Below are 20,990 nucleotides of genomic sequence, written 5' to 3'. Positions count from 1 at the left end.
GTCGGGCTCAGGTCTTTTTCGGGGGCGTCGGGTTCGCATCGAAGGTATGCGGTGGTGCGACTTGCAGGGTGGTCACCGAACCTTGCGCCGACAGCGAATACGTCACCCTGGAAATCAGCATGTCTTCATCGAAGCCGAGCACCGGGTCCTTGACCCGCACCAACGTGTTGTGACGCCACAAGTCGCCGTTGGACTGACGCCAGCCCTGCACCTGATAGGTGGTGGTCAGTGCCCGGCCCATACGCGTGGCGCTCTCCCATTGCGCCCGTTGCCGGGCCAGTTCGAACGTCAGTTGCGAGCCTTCGTTGATGACGGTGGTGCGCCGGCGCTTGAAGCTCAGGTCGGTCGCCGTCGATTCCACTTCGCTGACCGCCGCCCCGCTCTTCTTGTCGTTGCCCTTTTGCTGGCCGATCACCCGGTATTCGGAAAACACCTGGCTGAAATCCATCGGCGCATTGGCCGAGAGAATGTTCTTGCCCAGCTCCAGTGCATCGCTGGCCCGGCCACCGCTGCCCGGTTTGGCCAGTACCAGCCGACCTTCGGCGTCATCGGTGGAAAACACCCGGTACAGCGAGAGCAGACGGTCGATCGACTGAAACACCGTTTCACCCGGCACGAGCGTGTGTTTGCTCAGGCGTGCGGTCTCGGGAATTTCGTTGACCACCATCAACGCATACTCCATGGCCAGGGCCTGGACGATGCTCAGCAGCGACTGATCCTGCCATTGGCCGGGGATGTTTCGCGCCGCACAATCCACCAGATCCTGGGTCTTGGAACTGCCTTCGATGCTCAGGCTGATCTGCCGCCCGTCATAACTGATCGGGGCCTTGAACACATAACCGGTGAGCACCAGATCCTGGCCGATCCGCACTTCGCACGGGTCACCGGCCTTGATCCGCTGATCCACGGTCTGCCCCGGCCATTGCCAGGTGATGTCGAGTTTGAAGGTGCGGAACTGGCGCTCCAGGTCCGCGGTGATCTCCACACTTTTCCAACCACCGTATTCCATGTCGCCAACGGTCAGCGTGACGCGATTGTCTGTATCGCTCATGGCTCACTCCCCTGAAACCTTGACTTCGTTGGGTGAGAAGCCGGGGTGGGACAGGCCGTTGCGCTGAATGACCTCGGTCACGCGGGTGGCGTCGCCAAACTGCTTGTACGCCACGACCACGGCCGGAAAGGTTTCCTGGAAGGTTTTGTTGACCAGCCGCACACCGGACGAAGCCACAGCCTTGAGGTGCGCGATCAGCGCTTCCTTCACATCGGCGATGGCCTGATAGTGTGCGGGATCGGCCTTGTCCTGAGCCTTTTGCAGCGCGTCGACCAGTTCTTTCTGCAGCGCTTGCAAGTCGTCGGTGACCGGCACTTCCTGACGGCTGACCGGCTGCTTCGATTGCTGGTCCAGCGACGGCGTCGAGGTCAGCTTGACCGGCGTCGAGGCCACCGGCATCGAGGCAACCCATTGCGCCGCTTTGACGATCAGGGTGTCCTGCACCAGATTGGCCAGGGCCTGCGCCGCAGCGGTGGTGTCCTTGCCGGTGGTGATCTTCGGTGCGTCGGCCTTGCGGATGGCTTCGATCTGTTGGGACACGTCGGCAATCACGCCACGGTAGCCCTCCTTCGCGAATGCCTTCAGCTCTTTGATATCGCCGAGCAAGCCCTTGAACTCCGCCGCCACCTCCTTGGGCAGTTCCTTGACGGCCCTGACCAGTTCGGTGATCTGCTTGTATTGCGCGATCAGCGGCTTGAGCTGCTCCTTGATCACGTCATATACGCCGGTGAGGCTGTTGCGCAGATTGGCGATGCCGATCCGCGCCGCCTTGATCAGGGTCATCGCCTGTTCGAAACGCGCCACCGCCGAACCGAGCAGGCTGTCGGCCTTGATCAGCAGGACTTTTTGCGTACTGACTGTCGCCGTCGGAAACGGCAGCGGCCGGTCCGGGTAGAACTTCAGGGTGAAGGTCACCATCCCGCCGTCCTGGCGGGTGTGGGTCATGTCGCACTCGCCGACCTTGACCTGCAGACGGCCCAGCCATGGATGCACCAGCTCGCCGCTGCCCTGTTCCAAAGCCTGGAGCAGCTTGTCACGCTGCTCCAGGCAATCGGCACCGATGACAAACGCCGTCAGGTCGTGGGTCTTGGCCTGCTGGCCCAGATCCTCGAAAAACGGCAGGTCCCGTTGCGGATACTCATGCAACTGTCCCTTGCGACCGACCGGGGTTTTCGCCTGGTCGATCCAGAAGCCGACACCCCGGAAGGATGCCGGCAACAAACGGTCACGCCAGTTCATTGGAACCTCCTGCCGACAGCGAGCGATAGCCGATGCGCGAACTGAGCGCCAGCCCCGGTTGATTGGTTTGCGGTTGATCGGTGCGCAGCCCCGCCGGCGCGTTTTCGAAGCGCACCGTCAGGCCGCCTTCGAGTTGCGTGCGGTTGTTGGCGGCGCTTTGCTGGATCAGGGCGCTGGAGGATTGCGGCAAGGAACCACCCTGCAACGCACTGCCGCCCTCGGTTTTCGGACTGGCGCCGAAGAAGGCCGGTGCCAGTTCGCCCTTGCCTTCGGCATTGGTCTGGCGCTGTGCCTGGGTCAGGGTTTCGACCTTGCCGGTGACCCTGGCGATCAGCCCGGCGAAGCCGCCATCGAACAGTTCCTTGATCGGTGCGATGACGGTTTGCAGCTTTTGCCACAGCTCGCCGAACCATTCGGTGATCGGGCCCCAGTTCTTGATGATCTGCCCCAACGGTGTCCATTCGAACATGTTGTGCAGGAACTCCAGCACCGGCGCGGCCAATGCCTGCACCACGCCCCACAGCGCCGAAAACACTTCGCTGATCGGCTGCCAGTACTGCGCGATCTGCTCCAGCGGCGACCATTCGAACAGGCTCTGGAAGAAGCTTTTGATCTGTTGCGCCGACGCTTGCAGCGCGGCCCAGACTGGTTCGAAAAAGGTCACGACGCTGCCCCAGTTGTTGACGAGCATCCCCAACGGGGAATAGTCGAACAGCGTGCCGAAGAAGTCCTTGATGGCTTGCGCCGCTGGTTGCAACGCGGCCCAGATCGAGGCGAAGAAACCGGTGATCGCGCCCCAGTTGTTGATGATCATCCCCAGCGGCGTCCAGTCGAACAGCCCCTTGAGGAACGCCATCACCGGCACACTCAAGGCCTTGAGCAGCTCCCAGATCGCTGAAAACAGACCGGTCAACGGCCCCCAGTTTTCCAGGATCAGACCCGCAGGCGACCACGAGAAAATCGTTTTGAAGAAGTCGATCAGCGGAGCGGTGACCGCTTTGACCTTGTCCCGGATTCCGGAGAAAAAACCGGTGACCGGTTCCCACAACGCCGCCATTGTTGCCAGCGGCCTCCAGTCGAGTACCGAGCGCAACGTCGCCATTGCACTGGCTCCGGCGTTTTTCACGCCCTCCCACATTCCGGTGAAGAACGCGGATATCGGTGTCCAGTTGGCCACGATCAACCCGGCCGCCACGGCAATGCCCATGGCGATCAGCATGATCGGGTTGGTCTTGAGCACCATGCTCATGACGTCCATCACCTGGGTCATTCCGGTGACGGCGGTTTGCATGGCGGAAAACGCAATCGCTCCCGCCGCCAGGCCTTCGACCAGTTTCGGGTTGTCGGCGAGCAGGCTGCCGACCTGGGTCAGCACCGGCTCCAGCCCGACCACCAAGGCGCCCACTGCCGGCACCAGTGCGGCGTCCACCGCAGCGGACACCTTTTCCATGGACGCACTGAACACGTTCATGTTTTGTGCCGCAGCCTTTGGCGTGGCAGGCAGGTCGACGGTTTTCGCCGTCTCGCCGACCTCACTCAGCTTGCCCTGAAAGGCGGCGGCGGATTTGATGCCGTCCACGAACGGCGTGATCACGCTGCCGCCCTTGAACAGACCGCTGATGTCCAGTTTGCCAAGGCCGGTCTGCTCGAGGTTTTTCCTGAAGTCGTCGACCTTCACTCGCAGGGCACCGAGTTTGGGTGACAGTTCGTCGATGCCGGTCAGCAGCACCGACGCTTTAGCTTTGGTTTCTTCTGCCATCACTGCACCTGCTGCATCGCATTAATCCGTTGCGCGTGCTCCAGCGATTCGCGAAGCACATCCAGTGGCCTGGCCATCATCTGTTCGGGGTCAACCTTCCAGAACCAGGCCAGGTCATAGGCGACCGCGATCAGGTCGGTGATGGCTCCGACGCCGCACTCATGAAAAAACTCGCAACGGCCCAGCTCAGCGCGTTGAGGTCAGCCAGGTCCAGCTGATTGACCGACGACGGCGGAATGCCGGCGCACACGGCGATGTATTTGGCCGCCACGTCCATGTCGAGGCTGACTTCTTCGCTCTTGTCGATCTTGTACGGCAGCGCCTTGATCGCTCGTACCTCCTGCACCGTCGGACGGCGCAGGACGAGTTCGGTCAGAGGCTCGCCGTGAGCTTCGATCGCAACTTGAAGCTTCACGGCGCCGCTCATTGCCAGGTCCCCTTGATGCCTTCGAATTTCAGTTCGATGGTGGCGTCATCGCCCTTGGAGACTGGCTCTTCGACCAGGTAGGCACCGGCCAGTACGTAGACTTTGCCGTTGCTGAATTCGCAAGTGACGGTGATGTCGGTGCCTTCGATCAGCTTCTTCAGCGGGAAGTCGGCGGTGTGCAGCGCAGTCACCTTGAACGACGGCGCGATGTCGGTCTCCTTGTAGAAACCCGGCACGACGGTTTCGCGTTTGACGGCCATCAGCGGGGCTTCGCAGCCGCCGTTGATAGTCAGTTGTGCACCGTCGACCTTGACGTAGCAGGTGCCTGCAATCAGTTGACCCATGGTGTTACTCCCTTCAAATAAAAAGCCCACGCAAGGTGGGCTGGATTCACAGATTCAAACGGGCCGATCAGGCGACGTCGTCGTACTGCAGACGGAACTGGTTGAGCAGTGCGAACACGCGCAGACCGTTGATGTAATCAGGCGGGAACAGCACGTTCACGCGGCTCGGGTCCTGCACGTCACGCTCGACGATCAGGTGCTCGGCGAACAGCTCGGCGTTTTCCACGTGGCCTTCGAGTTCGAGCTTGGCGTACTGGGCGATCAGCTCACCACGAATGGTCGCCGGGGTGACGATCGGCTGACCGGCGCCGAAGCGCGTGCCGTCGGAAGCCAGTTTGTGGCGACCGTACTTGCTGGTGATCACGCTTTGCAGACGACGCACGATGTACGCCGACTGGTGCATGGTTTCGCTGTCCAGGTACGAATTGTCGGCCTGGCCGTAAGCGTTCTTCTGGTAGGTGGTGATCGAGCGCTGGATGCGCACGTAGCCGCCTTCGTAATACGCGGTGGCGATGCCGTAGTTGAGCAGCGACTGACGCTCGGTCAGGGTGAAGCGCTCGCTCGCCGGTGCCGGATCGACGCCCGGCAGGCTGCCGCTCTGGGTCGGACGGCTGGCGTCGGCGGAGATGAACACCGCAGTGCGTGCAGCCAGTGCCGCAGCTTGTACCCACACCGGTTGCGGAACGCCCGGCTCCAGCGCCTGAATGGTCATGTGCTGGTCGTTGCGCGCCTGACCGGCGGCCACCAGAGTGCCGACAGTTCCGCGCTTGGCACTGTAGACGTGACCGAACAGTTGCTTGGCCCAGGACCAGCGACCGGTGCTGTCGTCCATCACCGCCTGCCAGGTGTTAAGGGTGGCCAGGTCGGACCATGGCAGCGCGATGAATTCGAACGGCTCATCGCCCAGTGCCGCAACGGCAGCCACTTGATCCGGTACACCGACGCCACCGGTCATGGCAGTGACGGCGGTAGTCAGGCCTGCCGGGGTTTCTTCGCCGTTGCTCTTGCCCAGGCGGTTGAATTGCAGGCTGATGTCGTTGCCGCTTTCGCCGGTCCATTTGGCATTCAGGGTGACAACACCTTCAGCGGCAGCTGCGCTCACCGGCAGATCGGCGGTGGCATTGATTTTCTGCGCCAGGGCGGTGGCCGCCTGGGCTGCAGTGGCACCGTTGACCACGTTGGCCTGCACACGCACGCCGCCGACATACAGGTTGAGCACACCGGCCTGAGTCGCGGTGCCGGTCAGGGTCAGCACGCCCTTGGCGATGGCGCCGGTGGCGTTGTGCAGCGGCAGGCACCAGATCTCACCGATCGGGTCGGCCTTGCGGAAAGTCTCGTACATCGACGCCAGCATCGAACCCTGGCCACCAATGCTCTTGGCCAGTGCCACGCTGGAAACCAGCACCAGTTTGCCGGTTTCGCTCGGGGCGATGTTGTCGTTGACCTGCGCCACGATCAGGCGGCGCATGGACGAGGACGCGCTATTGGCGGCCGAGTTGTCCATTTCGGCATAGAACAGCGGTACACGAATGTCCGCGGGGATGTTGCTGAATCCGATCGCCATTATTTGGCTCCCTTTTGTTTGGCTGTTGCGGTTTTGAGGGTGATATCGCCGTCGGCCAGACGTCGGCGCCACCAGGCGCTGTCCAGCACTTCACGGCCCTCCAGGGGCAGCAGGTCGCCGGCTTCCGGGTCCGGCACGGCACGGCCGGCGGCCGGCACTACGGTGATGCGGTTGCTCATGGGGTTACGTCTCCAGAGAAAGTCATTTCCACGCGCCCGTCAGGGCCGGGGTGTTTCAGGTTGGGGTCGGCCGGGTCGATCGCATCGACCCGCACGGTGACCCCGGTAAAGGACGACAAACCGTCCAGTTCGCGTTCGTGCCAACTCTCCGCAGGCTGACTTGGCAGATTGCGGCCCAGCTGGAACTCGGCAAAAAAGCGCAGCCGGTAGAAAGCTCGGCTGCTGTTGATCGAGAGCGCTTCGCCGCCGTCATAAACGATGGCGCTGTAGTCGGAACCGGGCTTGAAGCCCACCAGTGCACGCCACAGTTCGGCGCGCAGGTCGTGCAACAGATCCAGCGCTTTTGTGGCATCCGTGGTGTCGAGCACCAGGATGATTTCGAAGCGGTCACGGATCGGCTGGCTGGCGGAGTTCTGTGCGGTGCTGGCGCCGGCCAGGTCGGCCAGCGGTAAAACATGGGCCGACGGTGTCGGCAGATTCGGGTTGCCTTGCAGCAGCGCCAGGTCGACGCCTGTCGCGATATGGCCGGCAAGGCCTGGGCATTGCGCACGCAGCTGCGTGAGGATCGGGGAGATCTTCATGGGAGCGTTCCAGAGTGATTTTTGGCTGGGAATGCCTGAACGATCAGGCTTTTGGATCGAGGCTCGTGGCTTCGATGACACAGCGATAGCTTTCATCGCGCTTGCCGCTGGCAGTCACTTTTTCGATCGACCAGCGACCGCGCAGGAAGTCCGGCCAGGTCTCGTCGAGCAACAGCAGGCCTTCGGCAGACAACAGCGGATTGCCCGGGCAGGTGATCTTCACCTTGTACTTTTCCCGCAGCATCTTGCGCACTTCGCCCTCACCGACAGCCCTGGCCTCCTCCTCGCTCTGGCAAGTCTGGCGCAAGGTCTTGTAGGGCGCCTCGCCAGTCAGCACCTCACGCATCACACCTTTGGCGTTATCCCAGAAACTCGTCTTGCAACCCTTTGCCTGCGCGCGGGCGGTCTCTTCAAGGGTAGCGCCGATGAACGCGTGATCGCCGGGGCGATTGTTCTCGGTCAACGACAGACGCACGTCCGCCAGTACCTTGCCCGACAGTGTTTTCACCTGACCGGGCCGTGCCAGCACATACAACTCGCCCACCGGTTTGGCGATCACCTTGTACTTCTTCGCCAGACGCGTCAGGAAACCCATGTCGGTTTCGTTGGACTGGTCGATGTGATCGATCCTGATCAACGCCAGATCGGGTGCGACCCTGGGTGAAAAACCGTGGCGTGAAACCAGTTCACGAAACAGTGCACCCAGGGTGGTCGGGCCATGACTGGCGGAGCGCCTCTGCTTGAAACCGGTCTCGTCGGCGGCACTGAACGGTGCCGCGGTGGCGACCAGCGTAAGACGAAACGGGAACAGGGTCGGTGTCAGGCGCGTCACTTTGAACTGGCCCTTATCGACCATTCCCGACTCAAGATAGCCAACCCGAAGACCGATTTTTCCACCCAGTTTTGGCAGGCCTTCAAGCCCTTCCAGATCGACCGTCAGTGTCAGCTGATCAGACTCGATACCGGCGGCATCGACGTGCTCCCAACTGATCAGGCGCTGGTTGAGCAGCGCCGCGTTGGCCCCGTAGATTTCCACGACCGGGGTGAATCCCTGTGCCATGCAGCCTCCTTAATCCCAGGCCGAAACCGGTTTGATTGCGGCGGGTTTCGAGTCGAGCTCCGGCAGCACCACCCAGACGCCCGCAGGCAGCACCGGGCCGTGTTCGGCCAGCGTCGGGTTGAGCTGCCACAGGGCGTCTTCGGCGGCGTCATCGCTGCGACCGGTTTCGCGGTACAGCAACAGATTCACCGAATCGCCGGCCATGCTTCGTACCTTACGCATTGTTGAACTCCGCCAGTTCGATGACCCACTTGATGACCATCGCAGTGCCATCGTCGATGACCTCGCTCTGGTTCTCCTGGATGCTGTTTATCCGCCACAGGCCCCAATTGCGACCGACGCCGTCAATCAACGGCAGTGGCGATCTCAGTGCCTGCAGCCCACGCAGCTCGTCGAGCCGGTTCATCGCCACGGCGTACATCGAGGTACCGGAGATGGTCAGGGTTTCGGGCTTCTGCCCGGTCTGGTGGGACTTGGGTTTGCTCGTCAGGATCGGCAGTTCCGTCCAGCCGCCATCGGACTTTCGCGCCAGCGTGCTGTACGCAAAATCCCGGGACAGACCGAAGATGAAACTGCCCAGTGCCATTTGTTGTTTCATGTGCCGGCTCCGTCGGTCAGGGCTGCGTCGCGACGCGTCCCGAGTGGGTTACCCGTCAGCAGCGGCATGAATTGGCCGTGGAACTGGCCGGACAGCTGTTGCTCGATAATCGATTGAATCTGTTGGGCAGTGTCAGGGGCAGGACAAGAGACCTGGATGGTCGGAGCGAAGGAAACCTGCTGGTTCTGCGTCTGTGCGCCAGAGAGGTCTTTGGCGACTTCGGCAGGAGGGGCGAGTTTGTCCGGCGCGGTGGACATGAGTTTCTCACCTAAAAAGCCTCCTCCTTCAGCGCCCAGCCATCCCCCGACCAGTCCGCCAATCAGACCGCCAAGTGCAATGCCCGGCGCCAGCCCCACACTTCCGATGGAGGCGCCGATCGAGCTGCCGGCGACCGCGCCGGCCCAGGCGCCACCTGCTTCACCGAGCCCCTTGCCGATCTGCTGTTTGTCACCGCTGGCAATACCTGCGGCGACAGCCGAAGCCCCCATCGCCGCCTTCGCCTGCCAAGGCATCCAGCGCGAGGCCGGCTGCACCGATGCGAGCACAGGTTCCAGTCGCGGAACAGCAACCCTTGCAGTCTGTTCGAGTATTTTCAGACCGTTGCCAGCGCCGGCACTGCGACCGGCCAGAGCCAGGCCCTGAGTTTCAGCCACGGCCGTCGCAGAGGTTGCTGCAGACAAGCCAAGCTTTGAACGACCGGGAAGGTAACTGGCAGCTTTATCAACGATCCATTTGCCTCCCCGGTCTTTCAACTCCCCGCCCACCGCATCGGTCACGGCGTCGAACACCGGTTTGATCCAGGCCGTCGCCGTCAGAACGGCCCCCGTGGTTTTCGGGTAGGTTTCGGCCAGATCACTCAGCGTGTCTATCGAATGGCTCTGACCGGGTTTTTCGATATCCGGCGCCAGTGCATTGCCTTTGGCGACCGACAAACGTTCCTCACGGGCATTCTTGATGTTCCACTGCCCCTGCTGAGTCTCGGCAAGTGCCAGTGCGGACTGCCTCACCGAGCTTTTATCACCCAGCTTCGATGTCGCGTATTGGCTTTTGTCGCTCACGAGGTAAAAGGCTTCATTCACCTTGCCCAGATCCTGGGACAGCGACAACGCGGCCTCTCCACTGTCCGCGAACAAGGTCCGGGCCAGTGTGGAGCGTTGTTCCACCGGTCTGGCATTCAGCGCCGCAAGCACCGATAGCACGGCGCCTTGGGCATTCTGTTTGTCAGGATCACGCATGGCTTCGGCCACTGCCTTGGGATCCAGGCCCAACTGCTTCCAGGCACCTTTCTCGGCCATGGATGCTTGATCGCCCTTGCCCAGTGCACTGGAAATGTTCTTCAGCGCATTGCCGGCATCGTCTTTTTTCGCGCCGCTGTTGAGCAACGCCGCCGTCAACGCCGCCGCCTGTTCAGGTTGCAAGCCTGCGCTGATTGCCGCCTCGCCCGACTGCTGCAGAACAGAACCAATATCCGCTGTCTGCACATCTCCGGGCATTTTGCCGAGATGATTGGCCGCGTCCGCCAGATCAAGGGCTTGATCCCGCGAGAGCTTCATCGAGGTGCGCCAGACCTTCAACATTTCTCCGGCTTCCAGCCCCGTAACCTTGAAGGCCGATGCAGTGATGGCCGCATCGCTGGCAAAAGTCAGCAACTCACGTTTCTTTCCCTCGGCGTCTACCGCCTCGCTGCCGATTCCTGCCTTGGCTGCCAGGGTTTCAATCCTGACCAGTTCGACCCCGGTCGTGCCTCCGGCAGCCACCAAAGTGGCACTGGCCATTTTCAGGCTCGTGAGTGCCATGTCCTTCCCGTCATTGCGGGAGAGCTGCGCCACACTCGCAAGCGTGGCCGCCGCCGAATCCATCGCCATCGCTGCTTTGCGCGTCTCGGGAAGCTCAGGCCCAGCGGAAGATTTTTCCGGTGTTTTTTGTCCTCCGGCCGACTCACTCTTCGCTCCGGCATTCGCTGCCTGTGGCAACGCACGCAAGGCGGCCAGGGTCACGCTCAATGCTTCGATTGCCGTCGTCAGCAGTACGATTTTTCCGCTGGCTGTCAGCAATGCCTGGCGCAGACCGCTGGTCTGCTCCATGACAAGTTGCCCGGCAGTTGCATTCAGCGAGGCAGTGCTCAGCGGGATACTGCCAAATCCTGCGCCGGCGCTGTCACCGGCATTCATGAGCGCAAATGTGCTCTCTGCCATGCCGCTCTACTCCTTTTTCACGCCAAGGCGAGTGATCGCTATGTCGTAGCGGCGCAACGCCTTTTCGGCGTCCCACTCCAGAATTTCCGCCTCACTTACCGGGTAAATGAGCGGCACGATATCGAGGATTACTTCGATGTCGCGTTCTGAAAGAAGGCCGCCGGCTGGTTTAAAAAATCGTCGATGCGCACCTGCAATTGCGTCCAGTCCGGGACGCTCATCAGGGCCAGATCGGGGATCATCAGGCCGGTGCAATGGGCGGTGATGAACTCGGCGCGTTCCTTGGCCGTTTTCAGTTTCTTCATCACTTTGGTGGCCCGCAGCGCCGGCATTTCCAGGCTCAGCGAGGTCACGGTGCGGCCGGTGACGGCGAGCGGTTGCAGCAGTTGCACCTGGTCGGGATCGTCGGACTTTTCGACGTCTTCGACCTGGTCGAGAAAGTGCGACGCCGGACGGGTCGACATCTCGTGCACGTATTGCGCAATGGTTACGTAGTCCGGGCGCTTGAGCTGATCGAGTTCCTTGACCGACAGGCCGGTGGCCAGCAGCGCCAGTTCGAAGAACTGATCATCTTCATCGTCGCCAGCGCGCTCCAGCGCTTCTTTCTGGGCGGCGTAGAACAGGGGCTTGAGCTGGATCGATTCGATCTGCGAGCCGTCGTCACCGGTGATCGGTGACAGCAGGTCATGCTTGGGTGGCATCCACGACATGAAAGGAATTCCTTGGGTGTTCTTGAGTACAACCTGTGGGAGCCAGCCTGCTGGCGATGGCGGCGGGTCAGTCAACATTGAATTTGAATGTGATGGCCTCATCGCGAGCAGGCTCGCTCCCACAGGGTGGGTTGTTGCCTTTCTGGCCGAGTCTTACGGCATCAGCACCGCACGACGGGCATCACCGAGGATGTCGACGCCGTTGAGTACGAACTTCTGGGTGCGCACGTCGATGTCGATCACTGGCACGCCGTTTTCCAGGCGGTTGTAGGTGCGGCAGGAAAAGTCCAACGTCGTCAGGGCCTTGCCGCCCATTTTGATGGCGTCTTCACCCATGGTTTTGAGCTTGCCGCCGATGGTGTGATAGGTGAACCAGGTGTTGCCGTCCTGGTCCTGACCGGCTTCACGCACGTTCAGCAGAATGTCGTCGCCGAGTTTCACACCCATGGCGAGCAACACTTCGGCGCCAGTGCCCTGCAGCTTGATTTGCGCATTCAATGGTTTGGCGCTCTTGGCCATTTCCTCGACGATGAAGCGCCCGCCCGTCATGTTTTCCATGTCGAAATCGATTTTCGGCGGAGTGAATTCCTCCACGGTCGCCGACAGCGGCAGGCCTTGCAGAGTGGCCGCGATGGCCTGTCTTACGCGGTTGGTAAACATTAGAGAACGTCCTCCAGGAACTGCTCGATGATTTCATCGCGGGCGTTGAGTTGATAAACCATGTGTTCGTTCGGCGCGTAGCGGCCGTAGTCGATGACCACGTACCAGGTGCCGTTCTTGTACTTCTCGACGCTGTTGAGTTCCGGGTGCAGGTACACGCTGCCGCCAGGAATGGTTTCGTCGGCGACCAGGGTCTGCAGCCAGTCGTTGATGCGTTTGACTTCCTGATCCATGAACGACTTGGTCAGGTTCTTGGCCATGGCCTTCTGGCCGGCCTTCACCAGCTTGCGGCTGATGGCGTCTTCCAGACCGACGTAGCTGATGAACTTGCCGGTGATCGAGCGGTTGCCCAGCAGCGAGAAGCCGCCCAGCACGGTGCGGGCGTAGTAGCTGACACCGTAGCGGTTGAGCAGATCGCCTTCGGTGGAGGTGTCGAGGATGTTGTATTCAACGACCCGCGACACGTCTTCGGCGTAGGTCACCTGATTGCCCGGGCTTTCCCATTGCTTGACCTTGGCCAGCGCGGCAATCGCCAGACTGGAAGGTGCGAGGAAGACGTTTTTCTTCGCCGCTTTCGAATACACGGCGGGCATGTTGTGCACCACCAGGCAACGGTCGAAACCCAGATCCGCGCCGCCCAGTTCCTGGCTGTAGGTCACCTGGTCGGCAACCGAAGCGTCCTTGCCGTCCAGCACCACACGGGCCTTGATGCGCTTGCCGAACGAGGCGAACTCGCTGGCTACCGCTTTGGTGCCGGTGAAGCCCGGCGCACCAATGATGGTCAGGTCTTCCGGGACGCTGCCCAGTGCGGCCAGACCGAGTTTGCGGCCGGTGGCTGGCTCGATGCCGCCGATCACCGCGTTGACGGTGTCGGCCGGGGTCGCGCCCGCCTCGACGATCACCACGTACACCGGCACCTTGACCACTTTCAGGATCTGGTAAACGGCGTGGTACAGGGTGCCCTCTTCCGAGCCGGTCGGATCGAGCAGCGCGTGGGTGGTGAAGCTGTTGATGCGAAACGGTGCATTGCGCGGAATCAGCGGATCGGCTTTCGGCGCGGTGCCGACCAGACCGATGACGTTGTCACCCAGGCCACCCATGGCCTCGGGGGATTCGGTGGCATTGACAGTAATGCCGTTGTGCTCGAAGTTCAGAACCTCAGCCATATTCAGTCAGCCTTCTTGGCAGCGGCCTTGACGGCCTTGGTGGTAGGTGTTTTCAGTTCCAGTCGACCGGCGCTGTGCAGGGCACTGGCCTCGACATCGAGCAGATCGAGTTCCTGGCCGACACTCGACCAGTGCCCACCGCCGGTGGGGAATGGGACGAGCACGGTGTAGGTTTGGCGGGTTGCCATTTTTCGTTTCTCCATAAACGGGAAAGCCCCTCGTTGGGAGGGGATTTGCGGGTGTTGAATGTATTGGGCAGACAAGAAAACGCCCCGATGTACGGGGCGTTTATTTGAGATCAGCAGTAGGGATAGACGATGAGTCTGGCCAACCCTCGGCAAGCATTTCGTCGTGGTACTCGCCTGCCTCGATTGAGCGTAACAACGTCAATTCGCGGTCAAAACAGGCCTGTACATGCGCCCGTACTGCCTTCGCGATATCGATGATCTGCGCAGCGCCGATCTCGACAAAACCGGTCACCGTCTTGAAATTGCAGCGGTATTCCGGATCAAGGACAGCCGACAGGCCGGTACTGGCGATCAGTGCCTGGCTGTCGCGAGTCGTTTCGATTTTCAGGCCGTCCACGACGATGCCGACGCCCTCACGTATAAAGCGCTCAGCCGCCACGGACGCCTTGAGTTCATCCAGCGACACGACCGGAACCCCCGGCGGTGCAAACTGCTCGCCGTCGTACAGCCAGCCTTCCTCGACATCGCTGGGGCACTCGATCCAGATCAAGTCCGGGTGAAACATTGTCTTTATGTCGCCGTCGGTTTCGAACAGCTGGGCAGCCTTGCCCATGTACAGGAGTGCGTACTTCTTCATCAGGCGTATTCCTCGAAAATAACAATACCGCCGGCGCCCGACGAGCCGTTCCGCGCGGGCAAAGATGGGCCGACGGCGACGCCGCCAGCGCCCGCGCCATAACCAATACCAGGCGAAATCGCCCCGTTGGTACCAGTGCCGAGCCCGCCAGAACCCAGCGGGCCGCTACCACCATGCCCCGCCAACGTCGACGAATTCACAGCGATGCCGGGGTAACCTGGAGCGCCTGCCATGCTGACTAGATTCCCCCCTGATGCGGGCGCGCCCGGATAGCCGCTCACCATCAACCCATACGCTCCACCCGCTATCGCGATGGCGAAGATTGAACCGAAACCACCAGGTGCGGACAGCAATGCCCCTACCGAAGTCGCGCCCCCCGTGCCGCCACCGGTTCCGGTGGTTCCCGAAGCCGTGCCGCCAGCCCCGCCAGCCCCAACAATGACCGGCTGGCTCATGCCAATGTCCGCCGCTGTCAGCAAAGCCTCCGCATAGCTCCCCGCCGCCCCACCGCCAGAAGCAGAAGTCTGGGCCGAAGTCGTCGCCGATGCACCTCCCGAGCCTCCGCCGCCACCCGCAATCCGAATCCGAACCTTCTTCATCCCCAGCGTCGGAATGTAGGTGCCGTTATCCGTGAATTTCTGAATATTCAGAAGGCGGCCAAACTCGTTTTTAATCACTCGCTGCTCAAGCGAGGCGATATCAATCGTTCCCTGATTGACCGGTGCGCTCCAGGCCTTGATGCACCACATCACCGCCAGGTTGCGCGGGCGGGTTTCACTCCCGCCTGTATTCGTCGTAGACCAGTTAGGCGTGCCCGTTGCAGAAAGAATGATCCCGGAGGAACCACCAGAAGCCGTAATGGAGGTCGGTGCCGAGAAGGTATGGGTGTGAGATTTGAACTCATCTGCCTGATAGCTACCCATCGCCCGACCGGCATCCACCCCACGCCCATGATCCCAGCCGCGCAGAAACTCACCACGAGACTCCGGCAAGCGGAAATTACCGGAGCCCTCATCTCCCTTGCTGAACGTTGTGCCCAGGTACGCGGCGAGATCAGGATAGGTCGCAGTGCTCTGCACACTACCATCCAGCTCAAGAAAACCGGGCGGCACAATACCCGTCGGAAACGCCATGACAGCACCCACCGGAACGGCAGATCCCAAACGGGAAACTTCCTTGACCAGTGCCGCTACATCAATGTTTCCCTGATTGACCGGAGCATTCCACGCTTTGATGCACCACATGACGGTGATGTTGCGTGGGCGAGTTTCGCTACCACCGCGTACGCCGGTAGCGGCCATCTGTTGCCCTTCTCCGGAATACGATGGCGTACCCGAAGAGTTAGTGCCGTGGTATGCCTGAATAACAGGAAATTCGTTACTCATGAAGCCAGGGCGATTGGTACTTGGAGGATGGTTGTGGGACTTGAAATCGTCTGCCTGAAAGCTGCCGAGACCGCGCCCCGCATCCACCCCACGCCCATGATCCCAACCCCGCAAGAATTCCCCACGCGCCTCCGGCAACCGGAAATTCCCGACACCCTCATCGCCCTTGTTGAACTTGCCACCCAGATAGGCGCTCAAGTCCGGGTAAGTCGCGCTGCTCTTGACGCTGTTGTCCAGCTCCAGGAAACCCGGTGGCGGTGTATCGACAGGGAACGCCACGATCGACCCCACCGGCAACGCCGAGGCCTTGGCAATCAGCGCTTCGACTTCAGCCTTGGTGTAGGAGTCCTTAATGCCGAACCCGGCCAGCGTGTCGGGATTCGAGCCGGCCGTCGCACGGCCATATTCGTCGACGCTCAGACTCTTGTAAGTCCCGGCGGCAATCCCGGTGCGCCCGGCCAGCATCTTGAATGTCAGCGCAGTAGTGCCGAGAGTGATCGGCGCGTTGGTGGTCAGGTGCCACAGCGAATCACCGTTGAGCGTGCCCTCTTCCACCATCACCGTCAGGCCAGGGGTGACCTTGGCGCTGACGTTGGCATCGTTGGCCCGCACCCAGTCACCGTTGGCCACGACCCACAGACCGTTGTCTTTGGCCAGGGTCTGGTTCGGCAGCAGCACGCGATCACCGGCAATCACTGCCACACCGTCGATCTGCTGCGCACCGTTCAATACCACGTTGGCGGTGGCGGCGACGCGCACCGATTGCTTGCCATCGAGTTTGCCGAGTTCTTCGGCGAGGTAGCTCATGACCCAGGCGCGGGTGGCCTTGACCACCGTGTCGTCAATCAACAGCGTCACCAGCGAGGCATTGCTGGTCTCGAAAATAGAGCGGATGTAGAACTCTTTGCCCGAGCCGGAGGTGGCCAGCACCGGTTTGAACGACTCCGGGTATTTGACGATGGCGTAGAGAATGCCGGTGTCGGTCCACAGCCCCGCTTCACGTACATACCAGCCGCCGACATCCGGCGGGATGGTGACCTCGGCGAGCAGCCAGCTCGGATTTTTCTCGTCCTGGAACAGCGCATTGAGCGGTCCGCGCCAGACTTCGCGTTTCAGCGCGGTAGCGGTCGCGGCCGGGTTGTAGACCGCGCCGCCGCCGTCGCCGACGGAAATCTGCGTCAGCTTGATTGGTACGCCCGCCGCCTTGCAGGCGGTTTCGTAGGCAATCCCTGCGTTGGTGAGCAGGGTGTAATAGTCAGCCATTCAGGCCCCCTGAGGATAAATAGTGGATGTTTCTACGGTGTACAGAGCGGCCGCCATGAAGGCTTCACCGGAGGTTTCGAGGCCTTCGAGGAACACCGGATAGACCGTGGTCAGTTCGCCGCAGAAGGTCGCGGCGCCGATCACATGAGAGCCGAAGGCGCTGAGGCCGACCGACACCGACAGCACGTCCCGCTCGCTCTTGGCATCGGCCAGGCGTCGGTCGAGACGGGCGTCAATGGCTTCGCTGTAGGGTTGTTCAGTGAAGGCCCGCACGGAAAAGCTGTAGGGTTCGCCGGGCGGTGTCGTCTCGTACCAGGCGCGGACTTCCGGCCTCAGTTGCAACCCCTTGGCAGCGTTTTCCAGCGCCTTGCGAGTGCCGGCCTGACGCGCCGTGGGCCAGGCCAGTTCGACGGTCAGGCGCTTTTCCGCCTCCGGTGCGTCAGTGCTCCATTCGGCCACGCCACGATCCGCTGCGAGATACGGCAGGAACGCGACGGGTGTTTCGCTCGGGTTCATCAGTTCGGGAAACGGCGGCACGATGCGGTCAAGCAAGGTGCCGAAACCGATGTCGAGCGCCCGTTCCAGCGCCGAGCTGTTGGCCGGCAGCAGGGTCGGACGCGGTGTCTGGTCCGTCATAGCGTCTGCACCTCGACCTCGACCGCCGTGCAGTACGGCGCTTGAAACGCGCTGCACACGATGGGTGTCAGCGGTTCAAGAATCTGCAACTGCACGGCGCCGGCGCTGTGCAGCGTGTAGTCGATCCAGCTCGGATCGACCCGGCCTTCCAGGCGATGACAGCTGTCGGCATAGGCTTGCAGATGTTGCTCGGCGGCGACTTGGGTCAGGCCCGAATCCGGGCCCGAATTGATCTTCGCCACGACGCGGATTTTGTAGCGCTGAATCTCGGCGCCCTTGACGGTGACCTTGTCGGTTTCCGGGCAGACGTCGGGCCGGGCAAAGTGTCGACGCACGCCGTCGAGCAGTGCGGCGGACGGTGCGCCGTCGGCCTCGCGGGACAGCACAGTCACCTGCACTTCTCCGGGTGCGGTGCGACGACCGTTGCCATCCTTGACCTGCGCGGCGAGGCCGTCCGGGGCGAATGTGTAGGTGACGTCGACGACACCGGCATCAGTGGACTCGACTTTCACCGTCGGCCGTTCACCGAGGGTGAAGACTTCGCGGCGGTACTGCATCCGCGAACCCGCCGCCGGCGCATGGGGCGCCAGGTAATAGCGCAGCCGGGCGTCATCGTCGCTTTCGTAAATCGCCGGCACCGGCGGGAATGCCGCCGGGTCGCCCGGGTCGAGCAACTGTCGCTCCAGGCCCATGTCCGCCAGGCGCGCATCGAGGTTACTGCCGGTGGCCCACCAAGCCAGCATCTGCTTGATGCGGGCGTTGTATTTGCGTTCGTGGGTTTGCAGGCGAACGCAAAATGCTTCGAGCGCCATCGTCAGCAGTTCGCTTTCGTTTTCCAGGCTGGTCTTGAGTTTCGCAGCGCTCTGCGCCGAACGGGATCCGACGTATTCCAGGACGAAGGTCTTGAACTCGGCCAGCAAATCCTCGAAGGCCTCGACCTTGATCAGCGAAGGTTCGGCCAGTTGGTTCTGGCCAGGGATCAACATGCTCATGTCACGATCTCGAAAGTCTGTTGGCGGTTTTTCCAGGTGCCGGCGAAACGCAGCAGCAGGCCGGCGCCCTGTCGGGTGGCGACGATCACGCCGGGCTGGAAATCGCCGATGCCGTTCTGCGGGTTGTAGAACGCCTGCGCGGCGTGGCTCTGGGCCAGAAGCAGAATGTCATCGCCGAGGTTTTGCCCCAGCAGCGTGGGGATCAACGAACCATAAAGGGGCCTTTTTTGCCGGGTGCCCAGCGGCGTGGTCAGGGCTCGTGTCGCGCGCTGCACGAATTGCAGCCAGTCGTCGACCGTGGCCCCGGTGTCTCTATCGATTCCGATCATGGGAGGCTCTTGATTCAGGGGCTGATGACGCGACCCTGGTGATCCACCAGCGGGCCGCTGAAGTGCACGCCCGAGGCGTCGATGGTCAGGCCGGTGGCGCCCAGTTGCAGGGTGATCGCTTGCGGTGTCATCGCCAGCCGCGCCGGGCCGATACTCAGTTCCAGCGCTTCGCGAGAACCGCTGAACGCGGCCGGGCCGTTTTGCCAGTGCAGGGTGTGAGAAGCGTCGTCGTAGCCGCTTTCGCTGCCATCGACATGCACCCGTCGCGTCAGCGTGGGGATCGTCGCTGCGGGTGGAAAGCGGTCACTGTTCAGGCCGAACAACGCCACGCTTTGTGCACCGCTTTCGCCACTGCCGTAGTTGAACAGCAGACACTGCTCGCCCACGCTGGGTATCCGCGATTCGCTCTGGGCGCCGGCGCTCGGGTTGAAGAACTTGATGGCCGGCGTGAGCAATCCTCCGTGACTGACCTTGCACGTATTGCTCGCCGCGTCGACCTCCTGACAAACGCCGATGCGGCAAAAACTCTCGGCGCGCCGATGCAGGTCTTCGATCTCCGCGTCCATCTCCGCCAGCCGTTCGATGATCGGGCCCAATTGCATCCGCAGTAACGCGTCGAACATCGGTCAGGCCTCCAGCGAGGTGTATTGGTCGGGGTCGTCGATGTCACTGACTTCCCAGGTGCGAGCGAATTTCGGTGTACCGAGCGGGTCGTCGAGCAAGGTCGGGCCCAGGTAAAGGGTCTGGTTGAAGGTCAGGGTCCAGGCCTTGCTGGGCTGATCGGCGCGAATCGCCAGCGACGGCAAACCATCGATGTTCATGGGCAGATCGCACTGTTCGCCGGGCAGGCCCCAGCGGTTGTCAGTGATCAGGTTTTTCAGGGCGGCGATCAGGTCACACGCGGCAAACGCTGTGGCGGATAGCGCCGGAATGACTTGCAACGACAGTGTCAGCACATGAGCGATTCGCCCGTTGGCGGCGCGCTCTCCCGGTGCATTGCGTTCGATGTCGATCAACACCCAGGCTTTGTCGCCGGGGGCCGTAAAGTCATCGTGATTGCCGACTTGCACGTTCAGGTCGGCGTTGTTGCGCAAGGCTGTCGCCATCGCCGTGAACAGCTGCGAAGGCTGCCGGATCGGTGCGGGCATGCATGACCTCCTTTTCGAATGTCCACGCAAAATCCCGCCGCACAGCGTGCAGCGAGACAAGAAAGGGGTGGGTTACTGTGGATCGCGCGGTGGCGGAACTTCGCAGACGCCGATGCGCTTGGCGGCCCAGCGTTCGTACAGACCGATGGCCACGTCGGCGCCGGCCATTGCAGTGAGGCAACCGAAAGCGCCGGCGGCCCAGATCGACATGCCGGCGGCGTACAGCAGCATGATCGCCGAGACGCCGCAGATCATGCAGGCGCCGGAGCGCAGGGCCAGGCGTCGCAACAGCGGCCAGCCGCGGGCGCCATCCTTGTCGGCGCGCCACATTTCGCCGGACACCCCGCCCGCCACGGCAAGCAGGATGACCAGCCAGATCGGCATGTCCGCCAACGCTTGTTGCTCGTTTGTCATGTCACGCCTCCTGGTGTGATGGATGAGTTTTGTGTGTTGGGTTCAATCGTTTTCTCTTGAGGCAGGCATTCCAAAAAGCCCGGCATTTCACCGGGCTTTTCAGTAATGCACTCCTTCGCCTTCCTTCAATCCTGTGTTCGTGAAGGAAGCTGACTTTTCGGCGCTACTGGCGCGGTACGAGTCCATTCAAATTGTTTTTCCGACCGCGGTCCCTGCCCGCCGGATAACTGCTTCTGGTGCTTTACGCTGCACACCCGGGTCAGTTGCCAACCCTCTGAACCGTTGAGGCCGGTTCATCGCTGCCTGTTCTTGTGGAACTAAAGAGCTGTTGTTGCCAGCCGCTTTGTCGAGCGGCTTGGTGGCAAGAATATGCATGTATGCATATTCAGTCAATGCGTAAATGCATTTATTTATGCGCAAGAAATGCACGGATGCATGCAAGCCCCGCCAATCAAGGGTTGTCCG

Annotated in this window: 24 protein-coding genes; all 24 read right to left on the bottom strand. The window is 61.6% G+C overall.

The features are described from left to right. Window positions 1-7 precede the first annotated feature (7 nt). The gene (locus tag BBF94_RS11955; RefSeq protein ID WP_065259232.1) at window positions 8-1,051 is read right to left on the bottom strand and encodes a phage baseplate assembly protein; all 1,044 of its coding nucleotides are present in this window, start codon (window positions 1,049-1,051) and stop codon (window positions 8-10) included. A 3-nt stretch (window positions 1,052-1,054) separates the two neighbouring features. Then, entirely contained in the window at window positions 1,055-2,290 is a 1,236-nt protein-coding gene (locus BBF94_RS11950) for a DNA circularization protein (RefSeq protein ID WP_065259231.1), read from the bottom strand. Next, complete coding sequence (locus BBF94_RS11945) at window positions 2,277-4,049, bottom strand: phage tail tape measure protein (RefSeq protein ID WP_065259230.1); 1,773 nt, start codon at window positions 4,047-4,049, stop codon at window positions 2,277-2,279. The genes BBF94_RS11950 and BBF94_RS11945 overlap by 14 nt, the downstream gene beginning before the upstream one ends. 130 nt (window positions 4,050-4,179) lie before the next feature. Continuing rightward, complete coding sequence (locus BBF94_RS11940; protein WP_003222226.1) at window positions 4,180-4,476, bottom strand: phage tail assembly protein; 297 nt, start codon at window positions 4,474-4,476, stop codon at window positions 4,180-4,182. Then, window positions 4,473-4,820: a phage tail tube protein gene (locus tag BBF94_RS11935; RefSeq protein ID WP_007908779.1), complete on the bottom strand. Its 348-nt coding sequence runs from the start codon at window positions 4,818-4,820 to the stop codon at window positions 4,473-4,475. Before BBF94_RS11935 ends, BBF94_RS11940 begins: the two co-directional genes overlap by 4 nt. A 67-nt stretch (window positions 4,821-4,887) precedes the next feature. Then, window positions 4,888-6,384 (bottom strand): phage tail sheath subtilisin-like domain-containing protein, encoded by a 1,497-nt coding sequence (locus tag BBF94_RS11930; RefSeq protein WP_065259229.1) that lies wholly within the window; start codon window positions 6,382-6,384, stop codon window positions 4,888-4,890. Next, a complete protein-coding gene (locus BBF94_RS11925; RefSeq protein ID WP_007954893.1) occupies window positions 6,384-6,563 on the bottom strand; it encodes a DUF2635 domain-containing protein in 180 nt (59 codons plus the stop codon). The genes BBF94_RS11930 and BBF94_RS11925 overlap by 1 nt, the downstream gene beginning before the upstream one ends. Then, window positions 6,560-7,144: a phage tail terminator protein gene (locus BBF94_RS11920; RefSeq protein ID WP_065259228.1), complete on the bottom strand. Its 585-nt coding sequence runs from the start codon at window positions 7,142-7,144 to the stop codon at window positions 6,560-6,562. The genes BBF94_RS11925 and BBF94_RS11920 overlap by 4 nt, the downstream gene beginning before the upstream one ends. Before the next feature lie 43 nt (window positions 7,145-7,187). Continuing rightward, entirely contained in the window at window positions 7,188-8,204 is a 1,017-nt protein-coding gene (locus BBF94_RS11915; protein ID WP_065259227.1) for a phage tail protein, read from the bottom strand. A 9-nt stretch (window positions 8,205-8,213) separates the two neighbouring features. Next, complete coding sequence (locus BBF94_RS11910) at window positions 8,214-8,426, bottom strand: tail protein X (protein ID WP_065259226.1); 213 nt, start codon at window positions 8,424-8,426, stop codon at window positions 8,214-8,216. After that, complete coding sequence (locus BBF94_RS11905) at window positions 8,419-8,802, bottom strand: phage tail protein (protein ID WP_065259225.1); 384 nt, start codon at window positions 8,800-8,802, stop codon at window positions 8,419-8,421. The genes BBF94_RS11910 and BBF94_RS11905 overlap by 8 nt, the downstream gene beginning before the upstream one ends. Beyond that, on the bottom strand, window positions 8,799-10,997 hold the full coding sequence (locus tag BBF94_RS11900; RefSeq protein WP_065259224.1) for a phage tail tape measure protein: 2,199 nt from the start codon (window positions 10,995-10,997) through the stop codon (window positions 8,799-8,801). Before BBF94_RS11900 ends, BBF94_RS11905 begins: the two co-directional genes overlap by 4 nt. A gap of 128 nt (window positions 10,998-11,125) precedes the next feature. Continuing rightward, entirely contained in the window at window positions 11,126-11,707 is a 582-nt protein-coding gene (locus BBF94_RS11895) for a phage tail assembly protein (protein WP_065259223.1), read from the bottom strand. 153 nt (window positions 11,708-11,860) lie between these two features. After that, entirely contained in the window at window positions 11,861-12,367 is a 507-nt protein-coding gene (locus BBF94_RS11890) for a phage major tail tube protein (protein ID WP_007964324.1), read from the bottom strand. Beyond that, window positions 12,367-13,533: a phage tail sheath protein gene (locus tag BBF94_RS11885; RefSeq protein WP_065259222.1), complete on the bottom strand. Its 1,167-nt coding sequence runs from the start codon at window positions 13,531-13,533 to the stop codon at window positions 12,367-12,369. Before BBF94_RS11885 ends, BBF94_RS11890 begins: the two co-directional genes overlap by 1 nt. A 2-nt stretch (window positions 13,534-13,535) precedes the next feature. Further along, window positions 13,536-13,721: a hypothetical protein gene (locus tag BBF94_RS11880; protein WP_039771239.1), complete on the bottom strand. Its 186-nt coding sequence runs from the start codon at window positions 13,719-13,721 to the stop codon at window positions 13,536-13,538. Window positions 13,722-13,821: 100 nt separating this feature from the next. Beyond that, window positions 13,822-14,334, bottom strand: coding sequence for a DUF4376 domain-containing protein (locus BBF94_RS11875; RefSeq protein WP_225875049.1), 513 nt, complete (start codon window positions 14,332-14,334; stop codon window positions 13,822-13,824). A gap of 23 nt (window positions 14,335-14,357) precedes the next feature. Then, window positions 14,358-17,006, bottom strand: coding sequence for a phage tail-collar fiber domain-containing protein (locus tag BBF94_RS11870; RefSeq protein ID WP_225875048.1), 2,649 nt, complete (start codon window positions 17,004-17,006; stop codon window positions 14,358-14,360). After that, entirely contained in the window at window positions 17,007-17,642 is a 636-nt protein-coding gene (locus BBF94_RS11865) for a phage tail protein I (protein ID WP_065259221.1), read from the bottom strand. It abuts the gene before it with no gap. Beyond that, the gene (locus BBF94_RS11860) at window positions 17,639-18,634 is read right to left on the bottom strand and encodes a baseplate J/gp47 family protein (protein WP_065259220.1); all 996 of its coding nucleotides are present in this window, start codon (window positions 18,632-18,634) and stop codon (window positions 17,639-17,641) included. Before BBF94_RS11860 ends, BBF94_RS11865 begins: the two co-directional genes overlap by 4 nt. Then, a complete protein-coding gene (locus tag BBF94_RS11855; protein ID WP_065259219.1) occupies window positions 18,631-18,963 on the bottom strand; it encodes a phage baseplate protein in 333 nt (110 codons plus the stop codon). The genes BBF94_RS11860 and BBF94_RS11855 overlap by 4 nt, the downstream gene beginning before the upstream one ends. 14 nt (window positions 18,964-18,977) lie before the next feature. After that, complete coding sequence (locus BBF94_RS11850) at window positions 18,978-19,586, bottom strand: phage baseplate assembly protein V (RefSeq protein ID WP_065259218.1); 609 nt, start codon at window positions 19,584-19,586, stop codon at window positions 18,978-18,980. 3 nt (window positions 19,587-19,589) lie between these two features. Further along, complete coding sequence (locus BBF94_RS11845) at window positions 19,590-20,111, bottom strand: hypothetical protein (RefSeq protein ID WP_065259217.1); 522 nt, start codon at window positions 20,109-20,111, stop codon at window positions 19,590-19,592. Between the two features lie 72 nt (window positions 20,112-20,183). Further along, window positions 20,184-20,525 carry a phage holin family protein gene (locus BBF94_RS11840; RefSeq protein ID WP_065259216.1) on the bottom strand — a complete coding sequence of 114 codons (342 nt, stop codon included), beginning with the start codon at window positions 20,523-20,525 and terminating at the stop codon, window positions 20,184-20,186. Window positions 20,526-20,990 lie beyond the last annotated feature (465 nt).

It is taken from the genome of Pseudomonas bananamidigenes, assembly GCF_001679645.1.
Classification (GTDB): domain Bacteria; phylum Pseudomonadota; class Gammaproteobacteria; order Pseudomonadales; family Pseudomonadaceae; genus Aquipseudomonas; species Aquipseudomonas bananamidigenes.
Note: the sequence above shows the minus strand (reverse complement) of the source record. Positions and strands in the feature narration are given on the sequence as shown.